The organism is Anaerotignum faecicola (assembly GCA_024460105.1).
Taxonomy (GTDB): domain Bacteria; phylum Bacillota; class Clostridia; order Lachnospirales; family Anaerotignaceae; genus JANFXS01.
Window position 1 is genome coordinate 152,441 of record JANFXS010000006.1, and the last position, 24,643, is coordinate 177,083.

The window sequence follows — 24,643 nt, forward strand, 5'->3', positions numbered from 1 at the left end:
TAAAAAGAGCTTAAACTTGTATATGAATTTCGTGATTTATATGCAGATAATATAATGTTTTTATTAAGAAAACAGTTTGCCATTTACTTATTAAAAAGTATATGCGAAATTTTTCAATGAAAAAAACAGGCACATAAAAACTTTTTATGTGCCTGTTTTTTTATTGACTAAACAAATTGGCGGTGAAATTTTTGTTAAAGAAGATATGGATTATTTTATAATTATTTGCTTTCTTTAACCTGTTGTGCCATTTCGGCCATTTCTTTTTCGCCAAGGCTGCAGTCCGAGGCGGTTAAGCTGTAGTAAAGGCCTCCGTCCTGCCAAATGTAATTTTCCATTGTATTAATTTCAACTTCTGATGAACCGTATGAAATAACAAGTGAACCGTCGGCTTCAGCTTGTTTGTCCTCTTCGGTAAGGGTATAATCGGGAGGAACAAATTTGTAAACCTGGCTGGAGTATCCTTCCGTATATTCGACGCCCATATCAACATATGGATTTCCTTCGTCTATGCCGAGGGACACCCAGTCGCCGTCTTTATTTTTATATGTGAGGCTTAAAGTTTTGTATTTGTTGCCGGAAGGATCGCCGTTTTCATCATTTCCGTATGTTTCGCCTGTGCCGCCGTTTTCAAATTCAAACCCGTTGTCGAAGGCTTCGACATATTTTGGGGTGAAACCGAGTTCGCTTATATGTTCATCAATTTCTGACGTTTTATTTATGTTAATTGAAGTGTGTCCCGTAACCCCGCTGAATTTAACTGCTGCAAAACAGGTTACAGTTGCAAAACATAAAATACCGATTACAGCTAATTTTTTTGTTTGTAAGAATTTCATATATGATTTCTCCCTTCTTTTTTCAGAAACAGCAGTTTTTATTTTGCCAATCATAAATGGTGATGGCTGAATATTTTTAACTTTTTCTTCCAATGCATTTTTTATGGCACTATCAAGATTTTCATTTTTCATATGCTAACTCCTCCTTACTATGATTGCACTTTTCCAGGCTTTTTCTAAGCTGAGCCTTAGCCGCAAAGAGTCTTGACTTCACTGTTGCCTCCAGTGAACAGGTGGCAATGGCTATTTCTTTTATTGAAAATTCATTGAAATAGTATAAAATTATTGTTGTGCGCTGTTTTTTTCCAAGAGCGCCTATCGCTTTGTAAAGTGAAGCGTATTCTGCGGTTTTATCGGAAGGATAGCAGTCAAAAACAGGCGGAAGCGTACTTTCAGCAGTTTCAAATATTTCCTCGGAAGGAATTAAACGCTTTTTTTTGTCTGATGCGTGCCATGCGCATCTTGTAAGCATCCGAAAAAACCATGGTTTGAATTTTTCAGGAGTTTTTAATGATTTGATATTTAAAAGGCATTTGACAAAGGCTTCCTGAACAATATCTTCTGCTAAGGAAGCGTCGCCTGTTATAAGGGCGGCAGTGCGCACCGCTTTTAGTTGATATGCGGAAAACAACATGTCAAAAGCGTTTTCGTTTCCGGACTGAACGCTTTTAACCAGTTCCGCGGTTTCTTCCGTTGTCAATGGAAAGCCTCCTTTTTTTCTTTTTTAGATGCATCTGATATATAGAGCGATTATAATATAAAAAGGTTTTATTTTACGGACTTAAAGTTAAATTTTTAATGGATTGTGCTTATTTGTTCAGCAAGCATAATACTGACATCACAAGCAATATAGCAAAAGCATAGCATTGAGTTTTACTTTTTGCAAGGTAGAAAAGGTCAACAAAGTATTGCAGTTAAAGGCTTTTATGACAATTACTGCTCATACTACACAATGCAAAACTGAACAAATGAGTTTCAGTTTATTTGCCCTTAATTTTCTTTGTATTTTGTGGATAGCCATAACAACTTTATACTATTGTATTACTGTTTATTTAAGGGGTATCATCAGAAGTTCACAGATAATCCAGAATTGACTTTTAGGAATAGGATATATAAAATATAGGTTAATCCATTAAAATCAATCTGGGGTCAATCTGGTTAATCTGGGGATTATATATAAAAAGGACCTCAAGAAAACATTCGGAAAAATAAGGAAAAAAAGTTTATTTTACCTATGTACTTTCAGAAAATAATGTGGTATAATATATACAGGTCGGAAAAGACCAGTTAATTTAATATTTTGAATGCTTAGAGAAGCAAAGTTACCTTTAGACGAGGTTTAACTGGCTTCTCTTTTTTGTTGCCCAAAATCAAATAGCAAATGAAAGGAACAAGGAAAATGGATAACACAACAAATAAGCATGAATTTGCGTGTAATGCTGGTAAGGTTACCGAGTACGAAGTAAAGGAACATATTGACACTATCATGGTGGGCTTTCGTGGATTCTCAAAGGAAGTGTCGATTGTAAAGTGGAACGACAAAAAGCCTGTGTTTGATATTAGAGCGTGGCGAGTATCTGACAGAGACGGATTGCAATATCCTTTGCGTGGTATCACTTTCTCTAAGGAAGAGTTTATCAAGTTAAGGGAAATCTTGAACAGCATTGATGTGAATTGCATTGATGAATATATGTGAGCAAAGAATGTGAGGTATTGAATATGAACGGAGCAAGGAATGACGAAAGAAACTATTATGCAGAAAGCTACATTGCTTTAATTGAGGAAATCATTAAGGAAACCGCTTCACTGATTAAAGATATAAAGAAAGCAATGGGTGAGGTGTGAAAATGGGAACGAAGAAACTACAAGGTGCAGACGGAATGAATTTTCAACTGCAACTTACAATAAAAGGCTTAGAGAGCATAAATCTTCCAGAGGAAAATCTCACGAATGAATCTGGAAATGACATAATGAAAATATCTTGTTGGGGTGGCAAACTGTCTGCTTATGTGAATTTGCCTAATGCAATCAGGCCAAACAATGTGCAGCCATTTCAACTATCTGATTGTATCAAAATCGAATTGGTAAGAAACCAAGTCATTGAGCACATGAGGTCATATCTGCAAAAGCACTTAAAGGATAAGTATTCGGATGAATTTCTTTCAATGATGAGTGTCACAAAAATGGAATGCAATCTAACGATAAAATGCGTTGGGGATTGTAAGCCAAAGGATGTGATTAGATTGTTTGAGAGGTCATTTGCAAAGGTTACTGTTTATAAGGAAACCGACCCAAACGGAAAAACACACAGGAAACCAGAACGAGGAATCACAACAACCAAGCCCCATGAATGGGTGTTAAAGGTGTATGACAAAACCTTTCAGCAAAGACAAGCAGGCAATCTTAAAGTTGAGTCAAATCTGATTCGTGTGGAATTGGTATTCTTAGACAGAATGCTTGACCGTATGTATTCAACCAAGAAATCATTAGAGGATATTCTTACGAGAAAAGCAATCAAAACGCTGATTGACCAGTATCAAGTGACATTTGATGAAATATGCAAAAAGAATATTACCCCTATGCTGAATGCCTGTGTGCAAGAGATATTTGAAAGTTTAACTTGCTCTACTCCACGAAAGGAAGTAAGCGAAACCTTGATTAAGTGTAAGGAACTCATTGTAGATACCGAGGTATTACGCAAGGCATTAAAGAAGTGGTATGTATTTAAGAAACAGCCTGATAGTTCAAAACGCATTGTTTCATTTTATCGAGAGAAAAATATGGGTTTTCCAGAAGATGTGCTTAGAACGCTCAAACTCATGCACAACTCTTTAGGATAAAACAGGTCTGAAAAGTAACATTCGATGTTACCCTGCGACCCCAAACTTGAAAAACTGAAAATCTCATAAATTGAGCATAAACCACTATTCATTGGGGTGTAAAAGGTGTTTCACAAAGCATTTGAGCAAATTGCAAAAATCAAATCTTGTCCATAATTATATGGGACAGAGATACAAACAGATAACAGTACATTTACAATAAGGGGGTGTTCACTAATGCAGGTAGAACGCATATCAGCAGATATTACATTGAAGCACAAACCAAGCACAGGCAAGCAAGCCTATAATATGCTGATTGAATCTCTCAAAGCAGAGATACAGGAAAAACAGGAGATTTTATCTCATCTCACACAGGATAAAGTAAAACAGAAATTCATAGAGAACTGGAATCCTACAACAAGGAGCGTGAACATCTATGATATGTAGGAAGGAGTGATTTTCTATGCCTTATGCTAAAGGACAAAGCGGTAATCCAAAGGGCAGACCTAAGCAAACCGCAGAGCAGAAATCACAAAAGGAGCAATTTCAAAGATTGCTTAAATCTTCTACCGTTGAAGCTCTGCAAAGCATAATTCAGATTGCCAGTGACAGATACAACAAGGACCGATTCAATGCTTGTAAGTACATCATTGACAAGGCTTATGGTGCAAATACTGCTTTTCTTTTAGACGGTACAGAAGATACTGCTCCTACTGTGATTAGGATTGTTCCATACGGTAAAGAAAACGAGGACTGGGACGAAGACGACTGGGAAGATGAATGGAACAATGCCCCAGATGAAAATGAGGACGAATAACTATGGTTAAGATTACAAACGGAACAGTTACCACAGAGGTAACGCAAGGTGCGTATGACCTATTTTACAAAGAGCAAGGATTTGTGATTGTGTCAGACGAAAATGAAAAATGGGAGGAAGAAGAAAATGGCTAAAATCAACACTGTTGCAAACAACGGACTGACTATCATTGAGAACTACAATAAACTGCTTGAACAGATCAGAAAAGCAAAGACCATTGATGATGTGCGTATTCTGGTTGCAAGTACAAGAGATTTTATTTCTGTGTATAAGCGTGTTGATAAGAACATGGTAAATGAAATCTATGAAAAGCTCCAGGGCAAACTTCACGATATGGTTGCTGAAAATGCTTTTGTGTATGACCGTATGAATAACAGGGTTGAGGAAATCCGCAATCGTGGTTATGACTATGCAAATGAAAAGGACGATACACAGGCAGTACAGAGCAAAGCACTTCAGCTTATGTCTCAGATGCCTAAGGTAATGAACAGCAACCATGCAAACCGTATTACTAAGGTTTTGACGGATTCTATCAATTCTGGTGTTGTCGGTAGCAAGGCTGTTCTGGAACTGCTTAAATATCCCGCTTATGCTGATATGGTATCTGCAAAGATTAGGGAGCGTGCTTTTGAGGGTAGTAAATCTTCTGCTGAACAGGCTTTTGACAGATTGAAAGAATCTGAATTGAAAGAGGCTGAACAGGGACTTGCTTCTGTGTATATGCAGGGCTTTCATCTTAGAAACATTGAAAAACAGGTCAATGCGTTTAAGAAGCCTTCTGCATGGAGTCCAAACGAAGCGACAGCATAAAGGATAATCCCAGAATAACACAGGATAATCCAGATTGAATCAGAAGTCATAAGGTAATGTATTCCTATGGTATAGGATAAAAGTTCACCAGAAGTCAACAGAGAACCTCTGGGGATAAACATAAAATTGAGAATAAAATAAATCGGTCACTAAAGAATAGTCCAGTTGTCCAGACGGAGCAAACACAAAAATATGGACAACAATACAATAGTTCAGATGAATTTGTATTCGTGTCCCTAATCGAAAGGGAGAATACAAAATGGCAAAGAAGAATAATGCAAACAATACGAACACTTTACCAGAGCAGGAGTTTAACTTTATTGTATCAGATGTACGCATCCCTCGTATGGTGCCTTTACAGACTCTTGCAGATGAATCTGGTATTTCATATAAAGCACTTTGGTTGATGTGCAAACAGAACAAAATCGTGCATATAAAGTCCGGTAATAAGTTTCTTGTGAATGTAGATAAATTCATTGAGTTTCTCAATACCGGCGAAACGGAGGTTGAGAGCAATGACGGAGACAGCAACACAGCATAAAAACAATGTCGAATGGGGACAGGCAAAGGGATTTTCAAAATATCTTATTTCTACTGACGGACAGGTTTACAGCCTAAAGCGTGATAGGATTTTACCGCAAGGATATACACAAAGAGGATATAAACAAGTTGATGTGTGTAATGATGAGGGTATCAAAAAGCACATGAGAGTTCACAGGTTAGTTTACATGGCACATAAAGGGGCAATTCCAGAGGGTATGCAAATCAATCATAAGGACGAGAACAAAGCAAATAACTGCATTGACAATCTGGAACTTATGACAAATAAGGAAAATTCAAGCTATGGCACTCGTAACGCACGAATCAGTAAATCCATGAAAAGATACAGAGCAAAACAGCGAGCAATGGCCGCTTGTTGATGTGGTATCAGAATTTATACTTTTTGAAACCATGCAAATGAAACCTCAAATGAGTATCAGAAAGTATGCGTAAAAACTTTTGATTATTCTCACGAAGAGTGTGTACTTTTTGAGACTTACCTGATATGATTAAATCAGAAACGAACAGGTGTTCGACAAAGAAATGAGGTGTTCAGATGAACGATAAGTTTAAGAATGACAAGCTAAAGTTTGAACTCATCAGAAACGCAGATTTGGTGTGTACGGATTGCCTATATAAATATGACGATACGAATATGCCATGCAATGTTTCTAAATGTGAGATGTACGAAGAAAAGCCCTCTACCGTTATTGATGGTGGCAACTGTGATTTATACGATAAGGGGGTGTCGGAATGAAATATGTTGCTTATCACAGGACAAGCACAAAGGACCAGCACTTAGACAGAGGAATTGCAGAACTCACCAAGTATTGTACTGATAATGCAATTTCTCTGTATAAGGGCAAGGTCTACACAGACCAACAGACAGGAAAGAACTTCAACCGACCACGCTACACAATGCTGAAAGATGAAATTCTTGAAAGTGGTGATGTGCTGATCGTCACAGAGCTTGACCGATTAGGACGAAACAAGGAAGCCACGCTAAAGGAATTACGATTCTTTAAGGACAACGGTATTCGTGTTATGGTGTTAGAATTACCCACAACATTGATTGACCTGTCAGCTATGGAAAACTCAATGGCTCGTATGATGTTAGAGACTATCAATAATATGATGATTGAGTTGTATGCAAGCATGGCACAGGCTGAAATTGAGAAAAAAGAGAAAAGACAACGAGAAGGCATTGAGCAGAAAAAGGCTCGTGGAGAATGGGACGATTATGGCAGACCAAGAGTTATGGACCTTGAAGAATTTGCTACCCACTATCGCTTAGTACAGCAAGGGGAAAAGAAACCATTTGAACTGATGAAAGAATTAGGTATGACGAAGCCTACTTTCTATCGTTATAAAAATCAAATTGAGAAAGGGTGTTAAGAATGGCATCTGTTAAAAGAGTTGAGTACAAAAGCGGTAGAGTTGTTTATCGCATAGTTATCTGTCAAGGATACGATAAAAAGGGAAACAAACTGGTTAAGAATCTTACATATTCAGTCAATCAGTCAGCAACACCCAAACAACAAGAACGAGAAGCGAAGAAGTATGCCATGGATATGGAAGATAAACTGAAATATGGCTACGACTACAACGCAGAAAAAATGTCATTTGAAGATTTTGCATACAAATGGCTTGAGAGTGTTAAAGATAACATTGCTTATGGTACCTATGCAGGATATAAACAGGTTTTGGAAAGCAGAATCATTCCCTACTTTAAGGGAGACAAAATTGCTCATATCAAAACACCACACATTGAAGCCTTTTATAGAACTCTGGTTGATGATTATTCCGCAGGTACAATAAAGAGATTTGCTAATGTGTTGAATCTGATTTTTAAGACAGCCAAGCGTTACAGCATGATTGAGAACAATCCTTGCCAAGACGCACAAAAGCCAAAGAGAAAAGACGAGGATGAGGGCTTAAAGTTCTTTACTCCAAAGCAAGCATTGATGTTTATGAAATCTCTGGATATGTCATACGAGGTAACCTACAAAGGCCATCAGCGTATTGATGATACAGGCAAACCATACTATGTGAATGAGTACACAGAATCCTATACTGTGCCCACACAATACAAAGTGTTCTTTACTCTCTCATTGTTCTGTGGATTCAGAAAAGGCGAAACACTTGCTTTGCACTGGAATGACATTGACTTTAAGGAAAAGAAAATCTCTATTTCAAAGTCTGTGGGTATGACGGAAAACGGATTTGATTATAAAGAACCTAAGACAAAGAAATCTGTCAGAAAGGTATCTATCCCAGATGATGTAATCCCACTTTTGAAACAGTATCACTTTGAGTACATACAGACACGATTTAGTCATGGTACTGCATGGCAAGGCGATTTGAGCGATGGCGGTAATCTGTTCATTCAAGCAGACGGAAAACTTATGGGGCATACAACACCTTATCAGTATTTCACAAAGCATTTACACCGCTATAATGAATGGGTGCAGAATAATCCAGATAAAGCAAAGGCCGAGGGATTAGAGGAATTACCGATTATTCCGCTTCATGGGTTGAGACATTCATGTGCTACCCTGCTCAATTATCTGGAAGTCAACATCATTGAAATATCAAAGACATTAGGACATTCAACCTGTTCCACTACAATGAACATCTATGCTCATAGCTTTGAGGAACAGCAAGAGGAAGTAGCAACAAAGGTAAATGAGTTCTTACGATTGAACGCATAAAGAATTGAGAGCCAGAGGACAAAATCCAAAGGCTCTCATTTAGTCATCATTCATCTTTCAATTCCATGTGGTCAAGGGCATATTGCAAAGCCATGCTGATTAGTTCATTACGAGAACGATTCGTTTTTGCTGCTAAATCGTTATATTCCTCTTGCAAGGCTCTATCTATGCGTATCGTCATGGTGACAGATTTATCTTCTTTAGGTGTTACGATAAATTTCTCCATAATGCAATTCCTCCATTGATTTTAATTACATTATAGTATTGACAAGGCACATAAAACTATGACACAATAGTGAGTTAAAATTATACTGTACTTTTGTGTTACACTCTGCTATAATGCTAATATCAACCAAAACTTGGAGGTATGGCATTATGAAAGATAAAGCAACCAAAAACGGAGTCAAAAAGCCGATTTTCAAGAAGTGGTGGTTTTGGGTAATCGTTGTCGTTATTCTGGCCGCTATCTTCGGGAATACTGGAACAAAAGACAGCGTTGAGGACGGAGCAAAGGACACTATCAGTTCAGCAGAACAGCAGACAGAGGAAAAGCAAAACGAAAGCACAGCAATAGATGATATTTCCTTTGTGGTTACCAATGTTCCTAATGATGTGACAGGTAATTGGAGAATTGCCTCAATCGCAGAAAACATTGAAATGCAGGACTATGCTTTGGACTACTACAAAGAGTATTTCAAGAGTGATGATGAAATCCATGCAATAGTCAACTTCAATTACAAGACAACAACTAAAATCTCTGTCATGGGAAATTTGCTTGATGTGTCTGTGTATGAATATGTTGACAAAGAAGAACATGACGCTAAATTGCTTTTCAGTGGTATGCTTCTTAAAGAATACCATGTAAACAAAGATACTGGCGAAATAGAAGAAATACAGTAAAAACGAAAGCCTTGACCACAAACAAATGGTTAAGGCTTTTCTTTATACTATCGTAATACTAAACTTACGGAGTGCTATGGAGTGATAGGCTAAGTTAGGGAAAGTAGAAATCCCAAAAAGGTAATACGGGTAGCACTTATGGAGAGTTATGGAGAGATAAGGCGAGTGCCTGTTAATCTTTAATGAATTATTTTGGAGGGCATATGGATTTTTATAAAAGGGCTTCATTTATATGCATTAATATTCCGTATGGACGCGTCGCTTCATACGGCCAGATAGCGCGGCTTTGCGGCAGGCCACAAAATGCAAGGCAGGTTGGATATGCGCTTAAAATGGGATTGCTCGGCGATGTGCCTGCGCATAGGATTGTCAATTCAAATGGGTTTTTAAGCGGTGCAAAATCATTTGAAAACGAATATACACAAAAGAATATGCTTTACAGCGAAGGGATTGATACGGACAACAGCGGAAAAGTTAATTTAAAGTTGTTTGGATGGAATGTCACAACAGATGAAAAACTTTATTTTATAGATTATTTTGAAAGAAACGGAATTTAGTAAGAATTTATATAAAATTTTTGAGAAATTTAAGAAAAATATAATATACTATTTTCAAATATCATGTTATAATGTACCACATAATCAATTTATGAAAACGGAGGTTGTATTATGAAATTTAAAAAAACACTCGGCATACTTGCAGTTTCGGCGATCATGGCATTTTCGGCTTTTGGCTGCACTGGCTCCGATACTTCCGCTGCGGGCGGAAATGCTGAAGGAATGACTGCTGAAGACAGGGTTAAGGCGGCCAATGAAAAAATGGCGGAAGTTACAAGCATGGATTCAAATATGAAAATGGAAATGGATATGTCTGCCGGAGAACAGGCAGTTTCAACAGTAACAGATATGGATATTACATATTTTATGGATCCTTTGAAAATGAAAATTAATATGACGATGGATATGGGAGAGCTTGGAAGCCAATCAATGGAAATGTACGCAGACGTAGTTGACGACGTTTATACAATGTATGTAAATGACGGAACACAGTGGCTGTCACAGGAAATCCCGGCGGAAGCGCTTGGCGCATATGATACAAAAGAAGCTATGATGTCCTACCTTGGGGATCCTTCAGCTTATACGGAAGTCGGAACAGAGGATATTGACGGGGTATCCGCTGTTAAGCTTGAAGGAAAACTCTCAGGAGATGAATTAAAAGAAGCTGTTGAAAGTTCAGGCTCTCTTGACTCACTTTCTTCCTTAGGGCTTGATTCAGCTACAATATCAGGCTTATATGAAGATCTCGGCGAAGTTCCTATATATGTATGGCTTGACGCTGAAACAAACTATCCTGTTAAATATGAAATGGATATGACGGCTGTAATGCAGAAATTAATGGATAATATTATGGCGGCCGCTCCTGAAGCAGCCAATGCCGAAGCGTCTATATCATTTACAAAATTCAAAATGTCTATGACATGCTCAAACTTTAATGAAGCTACAGATTTTGAAATTCCTGCTGAAGCCAAATAATTGATTATTGAAAACCCTTGCTGTTTATCGGCAAGGGCTTTATTTTTGGTATATATTGCAAATAAACGTCCATGGTAGTATAATTCAAAAGATTATTATAATATTTTATAGGAAGGGTTGGAAACATGTTTTATATTGTTCTTTTTTTAACGGCGGGTTTTTTGGTCGGTTACAAGTTGAACCTCTCAGACAAAATTATTAAGATAAACGGAAGGATTCAAACAATATCGCTTTTTGCGCTTATATTTGTTATGGGTATGGGGATAGGCTCGGACAAAGAAGTGCTCAAAAGTATACCGGCGATAGGGGCTAAAGCATTGGTTTATTCTGCATTTGCTGTTTTTTTCAGCGTTTTGGCAGTTTATCTGTTTTCTTTTATAATAGAACGTAAAAAAGGGGAGTAAAAAATGAGCATATGCATTGTGATTGCGCTTGTAATAGGGGTTTTTGCCGGTATGTTTGTACCTTCAGAGCATAAAGAAGTTATAAACAGTTTGTCATCGGTTATATTGTACATACTCATATTTTATGTCGGTATAGATTTAGGGTTGAATAAAGATATATTTCCTAAAATTAAAAGTATGGGAGTAAAAGTCCTTCTTGTTCCGCTCGGTGAAATTATAGGGAGTTTTATAGGCGGAGCTTTATTAAGCTTTTTTGTTTCGGAAACTATGAAAGAAAGCCTGTCCGTAACTATGGGTATGGGTTGGTACAGCTTTTCGGGGATACTTATAAGCGAGGCGGGAAATCCTGCTCTTGGAGCGCTTGCATTCCTGTCAAATGTTTTTAGGGAGGTACTGGCTTTCATAACAATTCCTTTTGCCGCAAAACATTTGAATTATTATTGTGCCGTTGCGACAGCCGGGGCTACGTCCATGGATACGACGCTTGGCGTTATTTCAAGGAATACAAACGGGAAAACGGCGGTAGTTTCTTTTATATCAGGAATGGTTATAACTATGCTTGTGCCTGTAATAGTGCCGATTTTTGTTTAAAGATATTTGTTTTGTTGTATAATAAGTTAAAACTGTATTCAGGGGTGCTTAAATGGTTGTAGGTACAGGATGCGATATTATTGAAATTAAGCGTATCAGGGAAGCGTCGGAAAACTTAACATTTCTTAATAAATGCTTTTCTGATGATGAAATGGCGCTGTTTAGAAAAAGGAAAATGCGGTTTGAAACAGTGGCGGGTAATTTTGCTGCGAAGGAAGCCGTATCAAAAGCATTGGGGACAGGTTTTCGAGGGTTTGGCATAAAGGAAATTGAGGTATTGAGAGATGAATTTGAAGCGCCTTTTGTGATATTAAGCGGCGGGGCGCTTAAAATTGCTCTTGATAAGAAGATAATGAATATTAAGGTCAGTATAAGCCACTGCCGAGATTATGCAATGGCTTATGCCGTTGCGGAAGGCGGCGAATTATGAAAGTTGCAGACGGAACGCAAATGCATGCCATAGATAAAATGGCTATTGAAAAGTATGGTATTCCGGGAATAGTTTTGATGGAAAACGCATCAAAAGCAGTAAGCCTGAAATGTATTGAAATTCTTAATGAGATAAAAGGAAGGACAGCCGTTGCCGTATGCGGAAGCGGAAATAACGGGGGAGACGGTTTTGCCGTTGCCCGAATGCTTTACTGTTATGGCATAAAAATATCGGTTATATTTATAGGAGAAGAGAAAAAACTGACAAACGATGCAAAAGTAAATTTTGAATCGCTTAAAAAAATCGGCATTGATATTTGTACGGATATTAATTGTATTGAAAAATGTTTTAATGAAACCGATATAATTATAGACGCCATATTTGGCACGGGATTTAAGGGAAAACCGCGTTTTCCGGCAAGCAAAGTTATTGAAATGATTAATTCCAGCGGCAAAAAGGTTATCAGTATTGACATACCGAGCGGTGTGGATGCGGATAACGGACATGTTGATACGGTTGCCGTAAAGGCAGATGAAACGGTAACGTTTGCCTACCATAAGATTGGCTGTATATTGTATCCGGGAGCGGAGTATTGCGGAAATATTACAGTGGCTAATATATCCATACCAAATGATGTTGAAAATATGATTGAAATAAAAGGAAATATTGCCGCGCCAAAAGATATATGGAGTTTAATTCCAAAAAGGAAAGCAAGAAGCAATAAAGGGACATACGGCAAATTATTTGTAATTGCCGGAAGTGAAGAAATGACAGGGGCGGGGGCTTTGTGCTGCAAAGCTGCCTACAAAAGCGGATGCGGCGTTGTCAATGCATGTACGCTTAAAAAATGTGCGGACGTTATGCATATATTAGTTCCGGAGGCTGTTGTAAGGATACTTCCAGGATATGACGGAAAATTTTTTAAAGACAGTTTTGACGTTGTGAGCGAAGATTTAAGAAGGGCGGATTCCGTTGTTATTGGTCCGGGTATCGGCAAAGGAAAAGATGTTTCTGAATTTACAGAAAAAATTTTGTTGGAGGCGGAATGCAATGTTTTGATTGATGCCGACGGGCTTAACGGAATTGCAGATTCAAAAAGTATTTTGAAAAAGATGAAAAAAATTCCGATTATTACGCCTCATCCAATGGAGTTCAGCCGCCTTACGGGGCTTGGAATAAACGAAATACTTGATAATACAGTCGGCGAGGCGCTTAAATTCGCAGAAAAGTATAATACGGTAGTTTTGTTGAAGGACGCAAGGACGGTAATTGCTTCGCCATGGGGAGATTATTATATAAACATGACAGGCAACAATTCGCTGGCTAAAGGTGGAAGCGGCGACGTACTTTCCGGAATTATAGGAGGCTTTATGGCTCAGGGGATAGAGCCGTATAAGGCGGCTGTCGCCGGGGCTTATATCCACGGTACATGCGGAGATCTGGCCTCGGAAAAACTTGGTATGTACGGGGTAGACGCCGGAGATATTGCCAGATATATACCGCTTGCTATGAATTTCATTAAAGACAAGGCAGAAAAGTTTAAGTAATAGACTGCATGGACCTTTTCGTATAATAACATTATAAAAACGAAAGGGGATTATACAATGAAATTTATCAGAGGTTTTGGGCTTTTATTCAGTCTGTTTGCCGCTGTGGCTATGTGCGGATGCTCAGAAGCCGGCGACAGCAGAAGCGCAATGGAAAAAATACAAGACCAGCTTACACAAATGCAAAGCTATAAGTGTACGGCGGATGTGACAAGGATTTCAAACAAAGGCGAGAATACGTTCAGTACAGTGCAGTACTATAATTCAACCGGCGAGTATCGCATGGAGATAACCGCCCCGGAAAGTGCGGCGGGTAATTATACTGTTTACGACGGAAAAAAGGTATATCAATACAACAGCAAGCTTAACAGCAATATGGCTGTTGAAGTTGATGAGAACCAGGCGCGCAACGAACTGTTTTTGGGCCAGTTTGTTAAAAATTACATGCAGAGCGAAGGCGTTGCGGTTGAAACGGCTAAAATGGATGAAGGAAGATGTACTGTTTTGGAAGCCGTTATTCCTGGAAATTATAAGTATACTTCTACTGAGAAGCTTTGGGTTGACAATGAAACTTTGAAGCCTGTGCAGTTTATAATATACGATATTGAAGGGAAAGAAAGATATATAGTTACTTACAACGAATTTGAATATAATGTGGAATTTGAAGACGGCACGTTTAAAGTTCCGCAATAAATGGAGATGTTAAAATGTATTACAAACGAACTGTGGCAGAAATAAATTTAGATGCGGTTGATTTTAATATTAAAAGAATAAGGGAAAAAGTTCCTTCGGGAGTGCGGATACTCGGAACGGTTAAAGCCGACGGTTACGGTCATGGGGCTGTTGAAGTGAGCGAAGTATTGAAAGAAAACGGCGTCGATATATTTGCAGTTGCAATGTTGGATGAAGCCGTACATTTAAGAAAAAACGGCATAGACGACGAAATATTGATACTTGGTTTTACACCTGCAAATTATATTTCGGAAGTTATTAAATACGATATAATACAAACTGTTTCAAGCATACATGAAGCCCAAATTATTTCTGCCGAAGCAAAAAAACAAAACAAAACGGCAAAAGTACATATTAAAATTGATACGGGAATGGGTCGGTTGGGTTTTCCGGCCTGTCCTGAGTCCGTAAAAAAGATAATTGATATAGCTGAAATGGATAATCTGGTAATTGACGGTATTTTTACACATTTTGCGGTAAGCGATATAAAAGATAAATCATTTACAAAAATCCAAAGGGATAAGTTTGTTTGTATAATAAACTCACTGGAAGAAAGCGGGGTTAATATACCCGTTAAGCATTGTGCAAATAGTGCGGCTATAATTGACTTTGACGATTTATTTTTTAATATGGTGCGCCCGGGTATTATTTTATACGGGCTTTATCCGTCGGATGAAGTTAGAAAAGAAAATCTTCCTTTGATGCCGGCTATGAGCCTGAAAACTCAGGTATCATTTATAAAAGAGGTTGAAGATAAAACGACAATCAGCTACGGAAGAACATATGCGGCAAACGGAAGGCGGAAAATTGCAACGCTGCCTGTGGGATATGCTGACGGCTTTAGCAGGCTGTTATCCAATAAAGGGTTTGCAGTTGTTGGCGGCGTTAAAGTTCCTATTACAGGAAGGATATGTATGGATCAGTGTATGGTTGATATAACGGATGTTGACGGTGTTGAAGTTCAAGACGAGATTGTTTTGATAGGCAGAATGGGAAATGCAGAAATAACAGCCGACGAAGTGGCTGAAATAATCGGTACAATTAATTATGAGGTTGTATGTATGATTGATAAAAGGGTGCCGAGGGTATATTTTAAGGGCGGCAAAATTGTTAAGGAAGTTAACGCCATTAACAGCTAAAATATAATCGGAAACTTTATTGTATAATGCCTTAGGTTTGTGGGGAAAATACTACTAACCTTAGGTGTGATAATTTTTAGTACATATTGTAATCTGTAGTTCAGTATATCACACTTAAAATTAACTAACATTTTGTTTAGTGGAGTGTGAAAATTGTGATAGTAAAAAGAGGAGATATATTTTATGCCGATTTAAGCCCTGTTGTCGGTTCGGAGCAGGGCGGAGTAAGGCCGGTTTTGATTATACAAAATGATATAGGCAACAAATACAGCCCAACTGTTATATGCGCGGCCATTACCAGCCAGATTAATAAGGCAAAATTGCCGACACACATAGAAATTGATGCAGTTAAGTACACATTGGTAAAAGATTCCGTTATATTGTTGGAGCAGATAAGAACTATAGATAAAAAAAGGCTTAGAGAGAAGGTTTCCCATCTTGATACGGCCATAATGAAAAAAGTAAACGAAGCGTTATTTATCAGTTTGGCATTATAAATTTGAAATAAAAAAGGCACGCTTAAATTTCTTATTGATTTTTAAGAGGCCTTTTTTATATTATTTATTTATGGCTGTCAAGGGAGAAACGGGATTTACAGGCACGCCTTCATAACAGACTTCATAGTGCAGATGAGGCCCTGTGGAATTTCCTGTACTTCCGGAATAAGCCACAGTTTGGCCTTTTACAACAGTATCGCCTGTTTTAACCGTTAGACTGCTGTTATGTGCATATTTAGTTAAGTACCCGTTGCCATGGTCTATTTCTACTATATAACCGTATGAATTGCTGTATCTTGCGCTTTTTACAATGCCTCCGGCAGTTGCCGTTACTTTTGTTCCGGTATCGGCTGCAAGGTCTATTCCTTTGTGCATATTTTTTTCTCCGTTAATCGGATCGTTTCTTTCGCCGAATTCAGACGTAACGGTTCCGCTTAACGGAAGGCCTTCCGGTATATTTGAATTTGCGGCCGCTTCTGTAATTTGCGGCTGCTGCGTTTTTTCGATTTTTAGCTTCTGATTTTGAAAACGGTTTGAAACTTCCGCTATTTTTTCACTTTGTTTGCTGAGTATTTCGTCAGTATTTCTTATAAATGAAGTTTCCTTTTGTGCGTATGCAACAGCCGCCATAGGCTTTGTATATGCGTTTATACTCTTTCCAGTAACGCTGAATGCCAAACCCATTGTTGAAAAGACTATTGTATAAAACCCCAAAAGCTTAAAGTTGTTATATATATTTTTTTTTGTACGGATGTATTTTGCGCGAGTTTTTCTGTTCAAGCCCATGTTATCACCTTGTAATTTTATTTTAAAATACTGGTAATATTTTATTCATCTAAATTTAAAATATTCATAATGTAATAATTTTGAATATTTTAAATGAGATTTATAACATGGGCGTTTTTTAGATCAGGCATTAGCCTTAATCATATTTATTACTTCTTTTGTTGTTTCGTTTTTAAATACAAGATAGTTTTCAAGCACCATCGCGCTGCTCCCATATGTTTTCTCATCGCCGCCTATTGTAATGGAAATACGGGACACCCCGAATAATTTTTCAAGTATGCCTTGTGTTGTTTTAATGTGGGTAATTTCGCTGTACAAAACTTCTATATGATTTTTTCTGCCCGCCGTCATATTGAAAATAAGCTTATCATTATTAAAGCATATTGAAACGCTGTTCCAAAAATAAAACATATATGCGTATATAAGCACGGCGGCTGGGATAAACATTTTCAGCAGATTAAGCGCTGAATAATATTTGTTTGGAGAAACTGCAACGGCCGCAATATAAAATAAAGCAAGGATAAAAGTCATTTTAAGGGTCGAAATTAAGATGAGTGTGTAATGAGGCTTCAAATTTTTTTCCATGGTTAAAATCCATCCTTATTTCAATAATCTATAATTCAATATTCTAACAGGATTTCCGGCTGATAACAACTGTTTATATTTAAGAATATACGTCAATTTTATAAACGTTAGAAAAACAGTAATATTTTGAGAAAAACAGAGAAAAATTGACTAATAATTATTTTATAAGCTGAAAATAGTTTGTTATATCAAAAAATATATATTTATTTGAATTTTTGGTTGACGTTTAAAAATATAAGTTTTATACTTAATATATTAATAATTTTAACTTATGGAGGTGGGCTTTATGGAAGCGGGAAGTAGTTGCGATAATGTTCCTTTATGTTTTAACTGTATAATGATGAAAACTTCCGCATTAGAATTTGGAGCAGAGCCCACAAAATTTGGAATATATTTTTATAAAGGGTTTTATATCTGATTTAATTTATGTTTATATTTATGTCACATAAATGCCTGCGGAGGTTTTTCGCGGGCTTTTTTATGCCTGGAGTAGAAGGGGTGATAAATATGAACGAAATGGAATTGATGTTAGAAAAATGGCTTGATTTGCTTGAAAAAAAGAAATATAAAGAGCTTAAAACCGAACTGAATGAAAGCAATCCGGCTGATATTGCAGAGTTTTTTGAAGAAGTTGAAGTTGAAAAACGACTCTTTGTTTTCAGGCTTTTAACAAAGGATAATGCGGCGGATGTTTTCTCATTTATGGATTCTGATATGCAGGCTCATATAATAAACAGTATTACAGACAGGGAAGTCAAAAGTATAGTAGATGATATGAGTATGGATGACACTGTAGATTTACTTGGCGAAATTCCCGCAAATGTCGTTACAAGAATTTTGAAAAACACTGACGAAGAGAAAAGGGCTATTATAAACAGTTTCCTTAATTATCCGGAAGACAGCGCCGGAAGTATAATGACAATAGAATTCGTACAGTTCCATCTTGATACTACAGTTAAAAAAGCAATGGAACAGCTTAGACGTACGGGTGTCGACAAGGAAACGATATATTCATGCTATGTGGTTAATGAAAAGAGAGTTCTTGTAGGTATGGTTTCACTCCGCACAATTATTTTATCGAGTGACGATACTTTTATCAAAGATATTATGGAAGATGATGTTATCAGCGTTAGGACTCTCGACGATCAGGAAGATACTGCAAATATATTTAAAAAATACAACCTTATTGCATTGCCTGTTGTAGATAATGAGGATAGGCTTGTCGGAATAATTACCGTAGACGATATAGTTGATGTAATTGAGCAGGAAAATACAGAAGATATTGAAAAGATGTCGGCTCTTATACCTTCTGAAAACGAATACCTAAAAACCAGTGTGTTTACATTGGCAAAAAACAGGATTGTATGGCTGCTTGTACTGATGATTTCGGGAACAGTATCAAGTGCGATTATAAGCGGGTATGAAAGCGTTTTAGCATCCTCAATAATACTTTCATCATTTTTTCCGATACTGATGGATACCGGCGGAAATGCCGGTTCTCAGTCGTCGACACTCATAATAAGGGGAATGGCTATCGGTGAAATACAAATGGCCGATGTATTCAAAGTTTTATGGAAAGAACTTAGGGTAGGGGCAATAAGCGGTTTTATACTTGCAGGCGTTAATTTTGTAAGGCTTGTGTTGTTGAAAACGCCTTTGGAAGTTAATATGGCGGTTTCTTTGAGTTTAATGGCAACTGTTATAATAGCTAAATGCGTTGGATGTATTTTGCCGATAATAGCAAAAAAATTAAAATTCGATCCGGCTATAATGGCTGGTCCGCTTATTACAACTGTCGTTGACGCCATATCGCTTATTGTATTTTTCAACGCAGCACAGGTTTTTGTATTATAATTTTTGAATTGTGATATGTACGAAAGGGCGCCGGATAAATTGCAGTTGGGTATAGTATTACCGGCTTATAAGGATATACACGGTTGGGGATGGCATTAGCGGTATAATAGCGGCATCAAAAATATTTGACACCGTATCGAATGTGCTTGCCTGATTTTTCCTGCTCTTAAACTGATAATATCGTCATAAACTTTTTGATTTATCATGGAGAATTTTTTTGCGATTCAAGACAAAAATATTAAGATTTGCCAGCAGGTAAGTATACGAACGGTGTGGAAATAACGGCGCAGAGCGTTTTGCAAATGAGAATTCAAGGATCCGGTTAAGTATCTGCAACGGCGAAAAACGAAAAATTTACCATATGGAACCATATAACCTTGTAAACATAATGTATACAAAATTTGAAACGTATATTTCAAATTAAGTGTATTTAAATATTTCGCATAGTCGTGCCGATATATTTTTATTGTTTTTCAAAGCAGTGTAAAATAAGCAGATTAAATTTTCGATAAATAATAAGTATTTGGATAAATTGTATCATACAAATATAAAAATAAAATCTATCTTTTCTTTGTAATTCAAATAAAAATTTGTGTATTATAGATAATGTGCAGTGAATTAAAAAATATAAAAAATCAGCACCACCCGCCTAACGGGTGGTTTGCTCTACGGCTATAAGCCTTTGTTACCGGCCAGCGCCTAAAGACGCTGGCTTTCACTTTACGTTCAAGCTACTACGCGCTTGACTCGTCGTCCTTCAAAGGGAGTTTGTACTACCGGCTACCCATTAAAGGGGGCCTCGTATTCCTTCACACTCAATTTATCCTGCATGATATCGTACTTCTCTTGGTCTTGGATATACTTTTTACGGTTGTCTCATTGAGTCCTACTGTACTTACATAATATCCTTCTGACAAAAAATGTCTGTTTCCAAATTTATGCTTTAGGTTTGCGTGCTTATCGAAAATCATAAATGCAATTTTTCCCTTTAAGTATCCCGTAAACTGTGACACGCCAAACTTTACAAAGGGCGAAAACAGACCGTGAAACGGGCTGCTGACAACAAAACAGGCTGAGTATCAAGCACCGGGAAAGTGCGAGATATTCAGCCTGTTTTGTTGTCCGGGGCTTCCAAAGGGGCTTGCCCCTTGGCACACGACTTTGCTTGCAAAGTGTAGTGTGTTATACGCTCTGTCGGCGTTGCCGTGAAAATGCCGTTGCCGTGGGGGAGGGCAAGGGCATTTGAAGCGGCAGGAAAACAGGGCTGTGATTGCGTGGCGTAGAGCCGCAAGCGCAGGGCTGGTTTCGTCAGCAGACAGGGCGTATATGAAAGCCCTCGTCCCTCGTCCTACACCGGACTTCTGGACAAAATGTCCCGAACTTGTGGACACACTCACGAAAAAGCAGACGGATTTTTCTCTCAAAATTGAAATGGGCGGGAAGCCATTTTAGGGCTTTCCCGCCTTGATTGCCTATCAGCAAAGGCGGGCGGGACTGTCAACGGCGGCATATTTATGTGCCGTTCATCTTGACCGTTGACTGGCTCGACAGGATTTGCTATCTGCTCGACAAACTGGGAGTTGTCATTATCGTTTTATTTCCAAGCAATAGAATGACGGTCTATTTGGATACATTTTGTCGGGAGTATTCCAAATCTCTGCATCATCAATTTCCTTGATATGTTTTGTGGTAAGTTCATCAATAGAAACTGTTTGCCTATGAATTACAGGTCTGTCCTCAAATTCATAGTAGTCCATTAACCACACATGCCAGAGTTCTATGGAAGTCGTATCCTGCAAGACATTTTTCATATATTCAATAATTTGTTTTGCTCTACCCTCTGTAAAGTAGTTCCATTCCAGACAGACTCCGTTTTTCTTGTCGGTATAGTTTTGAACATCTTGAAAGAAATGCAGAAAATAGTTATCATCTGCGCCACCGTCATACATTGTACCCTTATCAAGATTTATTTCAAATGGATAATCCTGAACAGGCGAAACTTCTGTCAAGGGAAAATCCGAAGCAATAAATGTGCATACACTCATAGAATTTCTCCACCAACTTCCAATTTATTTTTTATTTTACATCTCCAAAGTCCAATTCTACAAGCTGGAATTTGTTACTCTTTTGTATCGTAAATAATTTTGCCCGTAAAGTAAATTGAAATGTCCATTTGAACTAAATCTTCTGTTTCTAAGATAGATAAATAACCAGAATACAATACTTGATTATACCCGTATAATTCATCTACAATTTCAAAGCTATAGTTTTTGTATCTCTTTATAAAGCGTTCCAGTTCTAATTTCTCACCGTTGAATTTTCCATAGTTTCCCCATTTGCTCTGCAACATAACGCAGGTACAATCAAAATCCACACCTTCGATTGTGATGTTTCCCTCGACCTGTTCAAAAGGTTCTGTAAGTTTTTCATATCCGTCCTCGAATTCAAGGACTATTGTTTTATCTTGAATTATAATCTTTTTGACCCGCATATCATGCAGACTATATGGAATGGGCGGATTGTGTTTATATTCTGTCCTCATGAGACCTCCCCGTCAAATTCATATTGAACAAAATCGCTGCGCGATGGCCTGCCAAGGCTGTGGCATAGCGATTTTCTGTTTTCTATAATAAAAAACAGTGGAAAGCAAGTCCTAAAAGTAGTATTGTTAAATCACCACAAAATAACAATCAAACAGGATCGACCTTCCCACTGCCTATGAAAAGAATACCACCCTTCCGCTTGGTTGGCAAGCGGTTTTATGACCCAAATGCACCTCCGTGTAAAGCAGTGTTTTGATTACTACTGATTTTACATGGAGGATTTTATTATGTATGAAAAATATTTAGAACAGCTTGAGGAAGCCGGAAAAATCCGTAACCTCAAAGAACGTTCCATCAACTGCTATAAAAACTATGTTTCTTACTTTCTGAAATATCAGAATAAGAATCCCAAAGAACTTACCTGTCAGGATGTCAGGGCTTTTTTGCTTGCAAAAAAAGAGGAAGGACTGAAAGCCACAACTCTGAATCTTTACAATTCTGCCATCCGTTTTTTCTATCGAAATGTCCTGCATATCCTTTGGGATGACATCACAGTTCCACGTATGATCCTAGAACATAAGCTTCCGACCGTACTGACTGTTGATGAAATAGACCGTCTATTAGAAGCTGTTGATGATATCAAATATAGAGCCATGTTTGCAACGATGTATTCTTCCGGGATGCGGGTTTCTGAAGTGATCCACCTTCATTATGATGATATTTCCCGTTCAAATATGCAGATCCATGTCCGAGATACGAAGAACAGGATGGATCGCTATACAATTCTTTCTAAACGGTGTCTGGATATCCTTACGCAATACTGGTTTGAGAAAGGACGTCCCCGTGGGATCCTGTTTCCTAATAAATTTACTGGTAATTACCTGACAGTCAGTACACTGGAGCAAGTGATGCGACGGGCAGTATCCGATGCTGAACTTCCAAAGAAAGCAACTCCACACTGTCTCCGTCATAGCTTTGCAACTCATCTGATGGAGCAGGGAGTAGAACGGCAGAATATTCAGGCACTGCTTGGACACCGTGACCCAAAATCCACGGAAGTTTATCTTCATGTCAGCAACAAATCCCTCATGGGAATCCAAAGTCCCTTTGACAGGAAAGAAGGTGCTGATTATGAATAAGCCCACCGTCCAGGATATTTTCCGGTGTTTTTATTCGGCATACCTTGAAAAGTATTCTCCTTCTCCGGAACAGGCAAAAGTTGCCCGGAACATCTTGAACTGCAAAACCGGAGCCTATGGTGCAAACGTCAGTGTATGTGAAGACTGTGGTGCTGTTCAGATTCACTATAATTCCTGCCGCAACCGTTGTTGTCCCATGTGTCAGGCTGTTCCAAAGGAAATGTGGATGGATGCCCGCAAAGAGGATGTGCTTGATGCACCCTACTTCCACTTGGTATTTACAGTTCCTGACATTCTGAATCCAATCATTTACAATAATCAGAAACTGTTATATGACACCCTGTATCATGCAGCTTCTGCTACAATCAGTGAACTGACTGCTGACCCAAAGCACCTTGGTGCTGCTGTCGGCTATATCTGCATCCTGCATACATGGGGATCTGAAATGAACTTTCATCCCCATATCCATACAATACTGCTCGGCGGTGGTCTGACATCCAAAAACGAATGGAAAGACAACGGTACTGAGTTTTTTCTTCCTATATGGGCTGTCTCCAAAGTCTTTCGTGGAAAATATATGGATGAGTTGAAAAATCTCTGGAATACGAATCAACTTAAGTTTCATGGAACTGCCGAAAAATACAGTAACCATTATGTGTTCAAAGAACTGATTGATTTCTGTTATGATGCGGAATGGATTCCTTATTGTAAGAAAACTTTTAACGGCGCACAGTCTGTGATTGACTACCTTGGAAAGTATACCCATAGGATTGCCATCAGCAATCACCGCATCATCTGTATGGACGATGAAAACGTTACTTTTTCTGTAAAGGATTACCGGAACAATGGACAATGGAAAGAACTGACTCTTTCCGGTGTTGAATTTATACGACGGTTTCTGATGCACGTACCGCCAAAACGTTTTGTCAGGATTCGGCATTACGGACTTCTTTGTTCCCGTAGCAAACACAAGAAACTGACTTTATGCCGGAATCTCCTTGGATGCCAAAAGTATCTCTCGAAGCTTCGAGGTAAGGAGATACCAGAAATATTAAAACAGCTTTATGAGATAAACATTTGTGTGTGTAAATCCTGTGGCGGGCATCTTGGAAAACCACAGCTTCGAATACCACAAAGATGTTAAAAGCTTATTCTTTCATACATTTCTAAAGCCTCAAAGCTTGAGGTTTTGTTGTCGTACCTATTTATCTGAAAATACTTGATTTCTGTAGCTTCTGCACAGAAAATCCTGTATAATCACAGGTAAGTACAAAAGATTGAAAGTCCATAGGTAATGACTACCCGGACGCTCACTTTGTTCAATGAGGTCAAATCGAAAATGGTGTAAACGAAGGGGCAGTTCACTGGAATGTCAAAACTGCTTTTTCGTTTACCCCATCATCGATTCTAACCTAAAGAATTTGTTGTTCT

General features: G+C 38.1%; 34 protein-coding genes and 1 pseudogene. 27 read left to right on the forward strand and 8 right to left on the reverse strand.

Translation table 11 applies throughout. The features are described 5' to 3' along the window. Positions 1-221: 221 nt before the first annotated feature. Together NE664_10860 and NE664_10865 are read right to left on the reverse strand one after the other, a co-directional pair. A complete protein-coding gene (locus NE664_10860; GenBank protein MCQ4727142.1) occupies positions 222-968 on the reverse strand; it encodes a hypothetical protein in 747 nt (248 codons plus the stop codon). Beyond that, the gene (locus tag NE664_10865; GenBank protein MCQ4727143.1) at positions 958-1,536 is read right to left on the reverse strand and encodes an RNA polymerase sigma factor; all 579 of its coding nucleotides are present in this window, start codon (positions 1,534-1,536) and stop codon (positions 958-960) included. Before NE664_10865 ends, NE664_10860 begins: the two co-directional genes overlap by 11 nt. Positions 1,537-2,235: 699 nt before the next feature. Here NE664_10865 and NE664_10870 point away from each other — a divergent pair. The 12 genes from NE664_10870 (at position 2,236) to NE664_10925 (ending at position 8,533) form a co-directional block, all read left to right on the forward strand. Further along, on the forward strand, positions 2,236-2,532 hold the full coding sequence (locus tag NE664_10870; protein MCQ4727144.1) for a PC4/YdbC family ssDNA-binding protein: 297 nt from the start codon (positions 2,236-2,238) through the stop codon (positions 2,530-2,532). Positions 2,533-2,555: 23 nt separating this feature from the next. Beyond that, a complete protein-coding gene (locus tag NE664_10875; GenBank protein ID MCQ4727145.1) occupies positions 2,556-2,681 on the forward strand; it encodes a hypothetical protein in 126 nt (41 codons plus the stop codon). 2 nt (positions 2,682-2,683) lie between these two features. Next, positions 2,684-3,676, forward strand: a complete 993-nt coding sequence (locus tag NE664_10880) for a hypothetical protein (GenBank protein ID MCQ4727146.1) — start codon at positions 2,684-2,686, stop codon at positions 3,674-3,676. A 216-nt stretch (positions 3,677-3,892) separates the two neighbouring features. Further along, positions 3,893-4,102, forward strand: coding sequence for a hypothetical protein (locus NE664_10885; protein MCQ4727147.1), 210 nt, complete (start codon positions 3,893-3,895; stop codon positions 4,100-4,102). A 16-nt stretch (positions 4,103-4,118) separates the two neighbouring features. After that, a complete protein-coding gene (locus NE664_10890) occupies positions 4,119-4,472 on the forward strand; it encodes a DUF5681 domain-containing protein (protein ID MCQ4727148.1) in 354 nt (117 codons plus the stop codon). 2 nt (positions 4,473-4,474) lie between these two features. Then, positions 4,475-4,606, forward strand: a complete 132-nt coding sequence (locus NE664_10895) for a hypothetical protein (protein MCQ4727149.1) — start codon at positions 4,475-4,477, stop codon at positions 4,604-4,606. Continuing rightward, positions 4,599-5,282 (forward strand): hypothetical protein, encoded by a 684-nt coding sequence (locus NE664_10900; GenBank protein ID MCQ4727150.1) that lies wholly within the window; start codon positions 4,599-4,601, stop codon positions 5,280-5,282. The genes NE664_10895 and NE664_10900 overlap by 8 nt, the downstream gene beginning before the upstream one ends. A gap of 259 nt (positions 5,283-5,541) precedes the next feature. Continuing rightward, a complete protein-coding gene (locus NE664_10905; GenBank protein MCQ4727151.1) occupies positions 5,542-5,823 on the forward strand; it encodes a hypothetical protein in 282 nt (93 codons plus the stop codon). Further along, positions 5,798-6,202: an HNH endonuclease gene (locus tag NE664_10910; GenBank protein ID MCQ4727152.1), complete on the forward strand. Its 405-nt coding sequence runs from the start codon at positions 5,798-5,800 to the stop codon at positions 6,200-6,202. Before NE664_10905 ends, NE664_10910 begins: the two co-directional genes overlap by 26 nt. A 176-nt stretch (positions 6,203-6,378) precedes the next feature. Continuing rightward, complete coding sequence (locus NE664_10915) at positions 6,379-6,579, forward strand: hypothetical protein (protein ID MCQ4727153.1); 201 nt, start codon at positions 6,379-6,381, stop codon at positions 6,577-6,579. After that, on the forward strand, positions 6,576-7,217 hold the full coding sequence (locus tag NE664_10920) for a recombinase family protein (protein MCQ4727154.1): 642 nt from the start codon (positions 6,576-6,578) through the stop codon (positions 7,215-7,217). Before NE664_10915 ends, NE664_10920 begins: the two co-directional genes overlap by 4 nt. A gap of 2 nt (positions 7,218-7,219) precedes the next feature. Next, entirely contained in the window at positions 7,220-8,533 is a 1,314-nt protein-coding gene (locus NE664_10925; GenBank protein MCQ4727155.1) for a site-specific integrase, read from the forward strand. Positions 8,534-8,579: 46 nt separating this feature from the next. Here the strand turns inward: NE664_10925 and NE664_10930 are convergent, their stop codons facing one another. After that, positions 8,580-8,759 carry a CopG family transcriptional regulator gene (locus tag NE664_10930; protein ID MCQ4727156.1) on the reverse strand — a complete coding sequence of 60 codons (180 nt, stop codon included), beginning with the start codon at positions 8,757-8,759 and terminating at the stop codon, positions 8,580-8,582. A 113-nt stretch (positions 8,760-8,872) separates the two neighbouring features. Here NE664_10930 and NE664_10935 point away from each other — a divergent pair, with 113 nt between their 5' ends. The 10 genes from NE664_10935 to NE664_10980 all read left to right on the forward strand — a co-directional run bounded on the left by NE664_10935 (position 8,873) and on the right by NE664_10980 (position 16,305). Next, positions 8,873-9,433: a hypothetical protein gene (locus tag NE664_10935; GenBank protein ID MCQ4727157.1), complete on the forward strand. Its 561-nt coding sequence runs from the start codon at positions 8,873-8,875 to the stop codon at positions 9,431-9,433. A gap of 203 nt (positions 9,434-9,636) precedes the next feature. Then, positions 9,637-9,990, forward strand: a complete 354-nt coding sequence (locus NE664_10940) for an MGMT family protein (protein ID MCQ4727158.1) — start codon at positions 9,637-9,639, stop codon at positions 9,988-9,990. Positions 9,991-10,101: 111 nt separating this feature from the next. Continuing rightward, complete coding sequence (locus NE664_10945; protein ID MCQ4727159.1) at positions 10,102-10,965, forward strand: hypothetical protein; 864 nt, start codon at positions 10,102-10,104, stop codon at positions 10,963-10,965. 125 nt (positions 10,966-11,090) lie between these two features. Then, positions 11,091-11,369 (forward strand): lysine exporter LysO family protein, encoded by a 279-nt coding sequence (locus NE664_10950; GenBank protein ID MCQ4727160.1) that lies wholly within the window; start codon positions 11,091-11,093, stop codon positions 11,367-11,369. A gap of 3 nt (positions 11,370-11,372) precedes the next feature. Next, positions 11,373-11,960: a lysine exporter LysO family protein gene (locus tag NE664_10955; GenBank protein ID MCQ4727161.1), complete on the forward strand. Its 588-nt coding sequence runs from the start codon at positions 11,373-11,375 to the stop codon at positions 11,958-11,960. Between the two features lie 52 nt (positions 11,961-12,012). Further along, on the forward strand, positions 12,013-12,390 hold the full coding sequence (gene acpS, locus NE664_10960) for a holo-ACP synthase (protein MCQ4727162.1): 378 nt from the start codon (positions 12,013-12,015) through the stop codon (positions 12,388-12,390). Then, a complete protein-coding gene (locus NE664_10965; GenBank protein MCQ4727163.1) occupies positions 12,387-13,937 on the forward strand; it encodes an NAD(P)H-hydrate dehydratase in 1,551 nt (516 codons plus the stop codon). The genes acpS and NE664_10965 overlap by 4 nt, the downstream gene beginning before the upstream one ends. A gap of 57 nt (positions 13,938-13,994) precedes the next feature. Continuing rightward, complete coding sequence (locus tag NE664_10970; GenBank protein ID MCQ4727164.1) at positions 13,995-14,630, forward strand: hypothetical protein; 636 nt, start codon at positions 13,995-13,997, stop codon at positions 14,628-14,630. 14 nt (positions 14,631-14,644) lie between these two features. Further along, positions 14,645-15,808 (forward strand): alanine racemase, encoded by a 1,164-nt coding sequence (gene alr, locus NE664_10975; GenBank protein MCQ4727165.1) that lies wholly within the window; start codon positions 14,645-14,647, stop codon positions 15,806-15,808. Positions 15,809-15,963: 155 nt separating this feature from the next. Then, complete coding sequence (locus NE664_10980) at positions 15,964-16,305, forward strand: type II toxin-antitoxin system PemK/MazF family toxin (protein MCQ4727166.1); 342 nt, start codon at positions 15,964-15,966, stop codon at positions 16,303-16,305. Positions 16,306-16,365: 60 nt separating this feature from the next. Here the strand turns inward: NE664_10980 and NE664_10985 are convergent, their stop codons facing one another. Both NE664_10985 and NE664_10990 read right to left on the reverse strand, forming a co-directional pair. After that, positions 16,366-17,085, reverse strand: a complete 720-nt coding sequence (locus NE664_10985; GenBank protein MCQ4727167.1) for a M23 family metallopeptidase — start codon at positions 17,083-17,085, stop codon at positions 16,366-16,368. Between the two features lie 129 nt (positions 17,086-17,214). Next, positions 17,215-17,676, reverse strand: coding sequence for a PH domain-containing protein (locus tag NE664_10990; GenBank protein ID MCQ4727168.1), 462 nt, complete (start codon positions 17,674-17,676; stop codon positions 17,215-17,217). 286 nt (positions 17,677-17,962) lie between these two features. Here NE664_10990 and NE664_10995 point away from each other — a divergent pair, with 286 nt between their 5' ends. Both NE664_10995 and mgtE read left to right on the forward strand, forming a co-directional pair. Beyond that, positions 17,963-18,094 (forward strand): hypothetical protein, encoded by a 132-nt coding sequence (locus NE664_10995; protein ID MCQ4727169.1) that lies wholly within the window; start codon positions 17,963-17,965, stop codon positions 18,092-18,094. A 98-nt stretch (positions 18,095-18,192) separates the two neighbouring features. Next, complete coding sequence (gene mgtE / locus NE664_11000; GenBank protein ID MCQ4727170.1) at positions 18,193-19,530, forward strand: magnesium transporter; 1,338 nt, start codon at positions 18,193-18,195, stop codon at positions 19,528-19,530. A gap of 780 nt (positions 19,531-20,310) precedes the next feature. On the opposite strand, the pseudogene NE664_11005 reads toward mgtE, so the two are convergent. Beyond that, positions 20,311-20,543: pseudogene (locus NE664_11005) on the reverse strand (transposase). A 229-nt stretch (positions 20,544-20,772) separates the two neighbouring features. Between NE664_11005 and NE664_11010 the strand changes: the two are divergent. Beyond that, the gene (locus NE664_11010) at positions 20,773-20,982 is read left to right on the forward strand and encodes a gluconolactonase (protein ID MCQ4727171.1); all 210 of its coding nucleotides are present in this window, start codon (positions 20,773-20,775) and stop codon (positions 20,980-20,982) included. A 134-nt stretch (positions 20,983-21,116) separates the two neighbouring features. Here NE664_11010 and NE664_11015 read toward each other — a convergent pair whose 3' ends face one another. Both NE664_11015 and NE664_11020 read right to left on the reverse strand, forming a co-directional pair. Further along, a complete protein-coding gene (locus tag NE664_11015) occupies positions 21,117-21,575 on the reverse strand; it encodes a hypothetical protein (GenBank protein MCQ4727172.1) in 459 nt (152 codons plus the stop codon). A 74-nt stretch (positions 21,576-21,649) separates the two neighbouring features. Next, on the reverse strand, positions 21,650-22,072 hold the full coding sequence (locus tag NE664_11020; GenBank protein MCQ4727173.1) for a hypothetical protein: 423 nt from the start codon (positions 22,070-22,072) through the stop codon (positions 21,650-21,652). A gap of 288 nt (positions 22,073-22,360) precedes the next feature. Between NE664_11020 and NE664_11025 the strand changes: the two genes are divergently transcribed. Together NE664_11025 and NE664_11030 are read left to right on the forward strand one after the other, a co-directional pair. Further along, positions 22,361-23,212, forward strand: a complete 852-nt coding sequence (locus NE664_11025; GenBank protein MCQ4727174.1) for a site-specific integrase — start codon at positions 22,361-22,363, stop codon at positions 23,210-23,212. Then, a complete protein-coding gene (locus NE664_11030) occupies positions 23,205-24,356 on the forward strand; it encodes an IS91 family transposase (GenBank protein ID MCQ4727175.1) in 1,152 nt (383 codons plus the stop codon). Before NE664_11025 ends, NE664_11030 begins: the two co-directional genes overlap by 8 nt. Positions 24,357-24,643 lie beyond the last annotated feature (287 nt).

Bases quoted from the DNA above. Each gene is read 5' to 3' on its own strand.
- NE664_10995 (MCQ4727169.1), top strand. From the start codon at position 17,963: ATGGAAGCGGGAAGTAGTTGCGATAATGTTCCTTTATGTTTTAACTGT.
- NE664_10870 (MCQ4727144.1), top strand. From the start codon at position 2,236: ATGGATAACACAACAAATAAGCATGAATTTGCGTGTAATGCTGGTAAG.
- NE664_10955 (MCQ4727161.1), top strand. From the start codon at position 11,373: ATGAGCATATGCATTGTGATTGCGCTTGTAATAGGGGTTTTTGCCGGT.
- alr (MCQ4727165.1), top strand. From the start codon at position 14,645: ATGTATTACAAACGAACTGTGGCAGAAATAAATTTAGATGCGGTTGAT.
- NE664_10910 (MCQ4727152.1), top strand. From the start codon at position 5,798: ATGACGGAGACAGCAACACAGCATAAAAACAATGTCGAATGGGGACAG.
- NE664_10950 (MCQ4727160.1), top strand. From the start codon at position 11,091: ATGTTTTATATTGTTCTTTTTTTAACGGCGGGTTTTTTGGTCGGTTAC.
- NE664_10860 (MCQ4727142.1), bottom strand. From the start codon at position 968: ATGAAAAATGAAAATCTTGATAGTGCCATAAAAAATGCATTGGAAGAA.
- acpS (MCQ4727162.1), top strand. From the start codon at position 12,013: ATGGTTGTAGGTACAGGATGCGATATTATTGAAATTAAGCGTATCAGG.
- NE664_10895 (MCQ4727149.1), top strand. From the start codon at position 4,475: ATGGTTAAGATTACAAACGGAACAGTTACCACAGAGGTAACGCAAGGT.
- NE664_11025 (MCQ4727174.1), top strand. From the start codon at position 22,361: ATGTATGAAAAATATTTAGAACAGCTTGAGGAAGCCGGAAAAATCCGT.
- NE664_10940 (MCQ4727158.1), top strand. From the start codon at position 9,637: ATGGATTTTTATAAAAGGGCTTCATTTATATGCATTAATATTCCGTAT.
- NE664_10915 (MCQ4727153.1), top strand. From the start codon at position 6,379: ATGAACGATAAGTTTAAGAATGACAAGCTAAAGTTTGAACTCATCAGA.
- NE664_10890 (MCQ4727148.1), top strand. From the start codon at position 4,119: ATGCCTTATGCTAAAGGACAAAGCGGTAATCCAAAGGGCAGACCTAAG.
- NE664_10925 (MCQ4727155.1), top strand. From the start codon at position 7,220: ATGGCATCTGTTAAAAGAGTTGAGTACAAAAGCGGTAGAGTTGTTTAT.
- NE664_10945 (MCQ4727159.1), top strand. From the start codon at position 10,102: ATGAAATTTAAAAAAACACTCGGCATACTTGCAGTTTCGGCGATCATG.
- NE664_11020 (MCQ4727173.1), bottom strand. From the start codon at position 22,072: ATGAGGACAGAATATAAACACAATCCGCCCATTCCATATAGTCTGCAT.
- NE664_10875 (MCQ4727145.1), top strand. From the start codon at position 2,556: ATGAACGGAGCAAGGAATGACGAAAGAAACTATTATGCAGAAAGCTAC.
- NE664_10935 (MCQ4727157.1), top strand. From the start codon at position 8,873: ATGCTAATATCAACCAAAACTTGGAGGTATGGCATTATGAAAGATAAA.
- NE664_10885 (MCQ4727147.1), top strand. From the start codon at position 3,893: ATGCAGGTAGAACGCATATCAGCAGATATTACATTGAAGCACAAACCA.
- NE664_10920 (MCQ4727154.1), top strand. From the start codon at position 6,576: ATGAAATATGTTGCTTATCACAGGACAAGCACAAAGGACCAGCACTTA.
- NE664_10965 (MCQ4727163.1), top strand. From the start codon at position 12,387: ATGAAAGTTGCAGACGGAACGCAAATGCATGCCATAGATAAAATGGCT.
- NE664_10990 (MCQ4727168.1), bottom strand. From the start codon at position 17,676: ATGGAAAAAAATTTGAAGCCTCATTACACACTCATCTTAATTTCGACC.
- NE664_10880 (MCQ4727146.1), top strand. From the start codon at position 2,684: ATGGGAACGAAGAAACTACAAGGTGCAGACGGAATGAATTTTCAACTG.
- mgtE (MCQ4727170.1), top strand. From the start codon at position 18,193: ATGGAATTGATGTTAGAAAAATGGCTTGATTTGCTTGAAAAAAAGAAA.
- NE664_10900 (MCQ4727150.1), top strand. From the start codon at position 4,599: ATGGCTAAAATCAACACTGTTGCAAACAACGGACTGACTATCATTGAG.
- NE664_11030 (MCQ4727175.1), top strand. From the start codon at position 23,205: ATGAATAAGCCCACCGTCCAGGATATTTTCCGGTGTTTTTATTCGGCA.
- NE664_10930 (MCQ4727156.1), bottom strand. From the start codon at position 8,759: ATGGAGAAATTTATCGTAACACCTAAAGAAGATAAATCTGTCACCATG.
- NE664_10905 (MCQ4727151.1), top strand. From the start codon at position 5,542: ATGGCAAAGAAGAATAATGCAAACAATACGAACACTTTACCAGAGCAG.
- NE664_11015 (MCQ4727172.1), bottom strand. From the start codon at position 21,575: ATGAGTGTATGCACATTTATTGCTTCGGATTTTCCCTTGACAGAAGTT.
- NE664_10970 (MCQ4727164.1), top strand. From the start codon at position 13,995: ATGAAATTTATCAGAGGTTTTGGGCTTTTATTCAGTCTGTTTGCCGCT.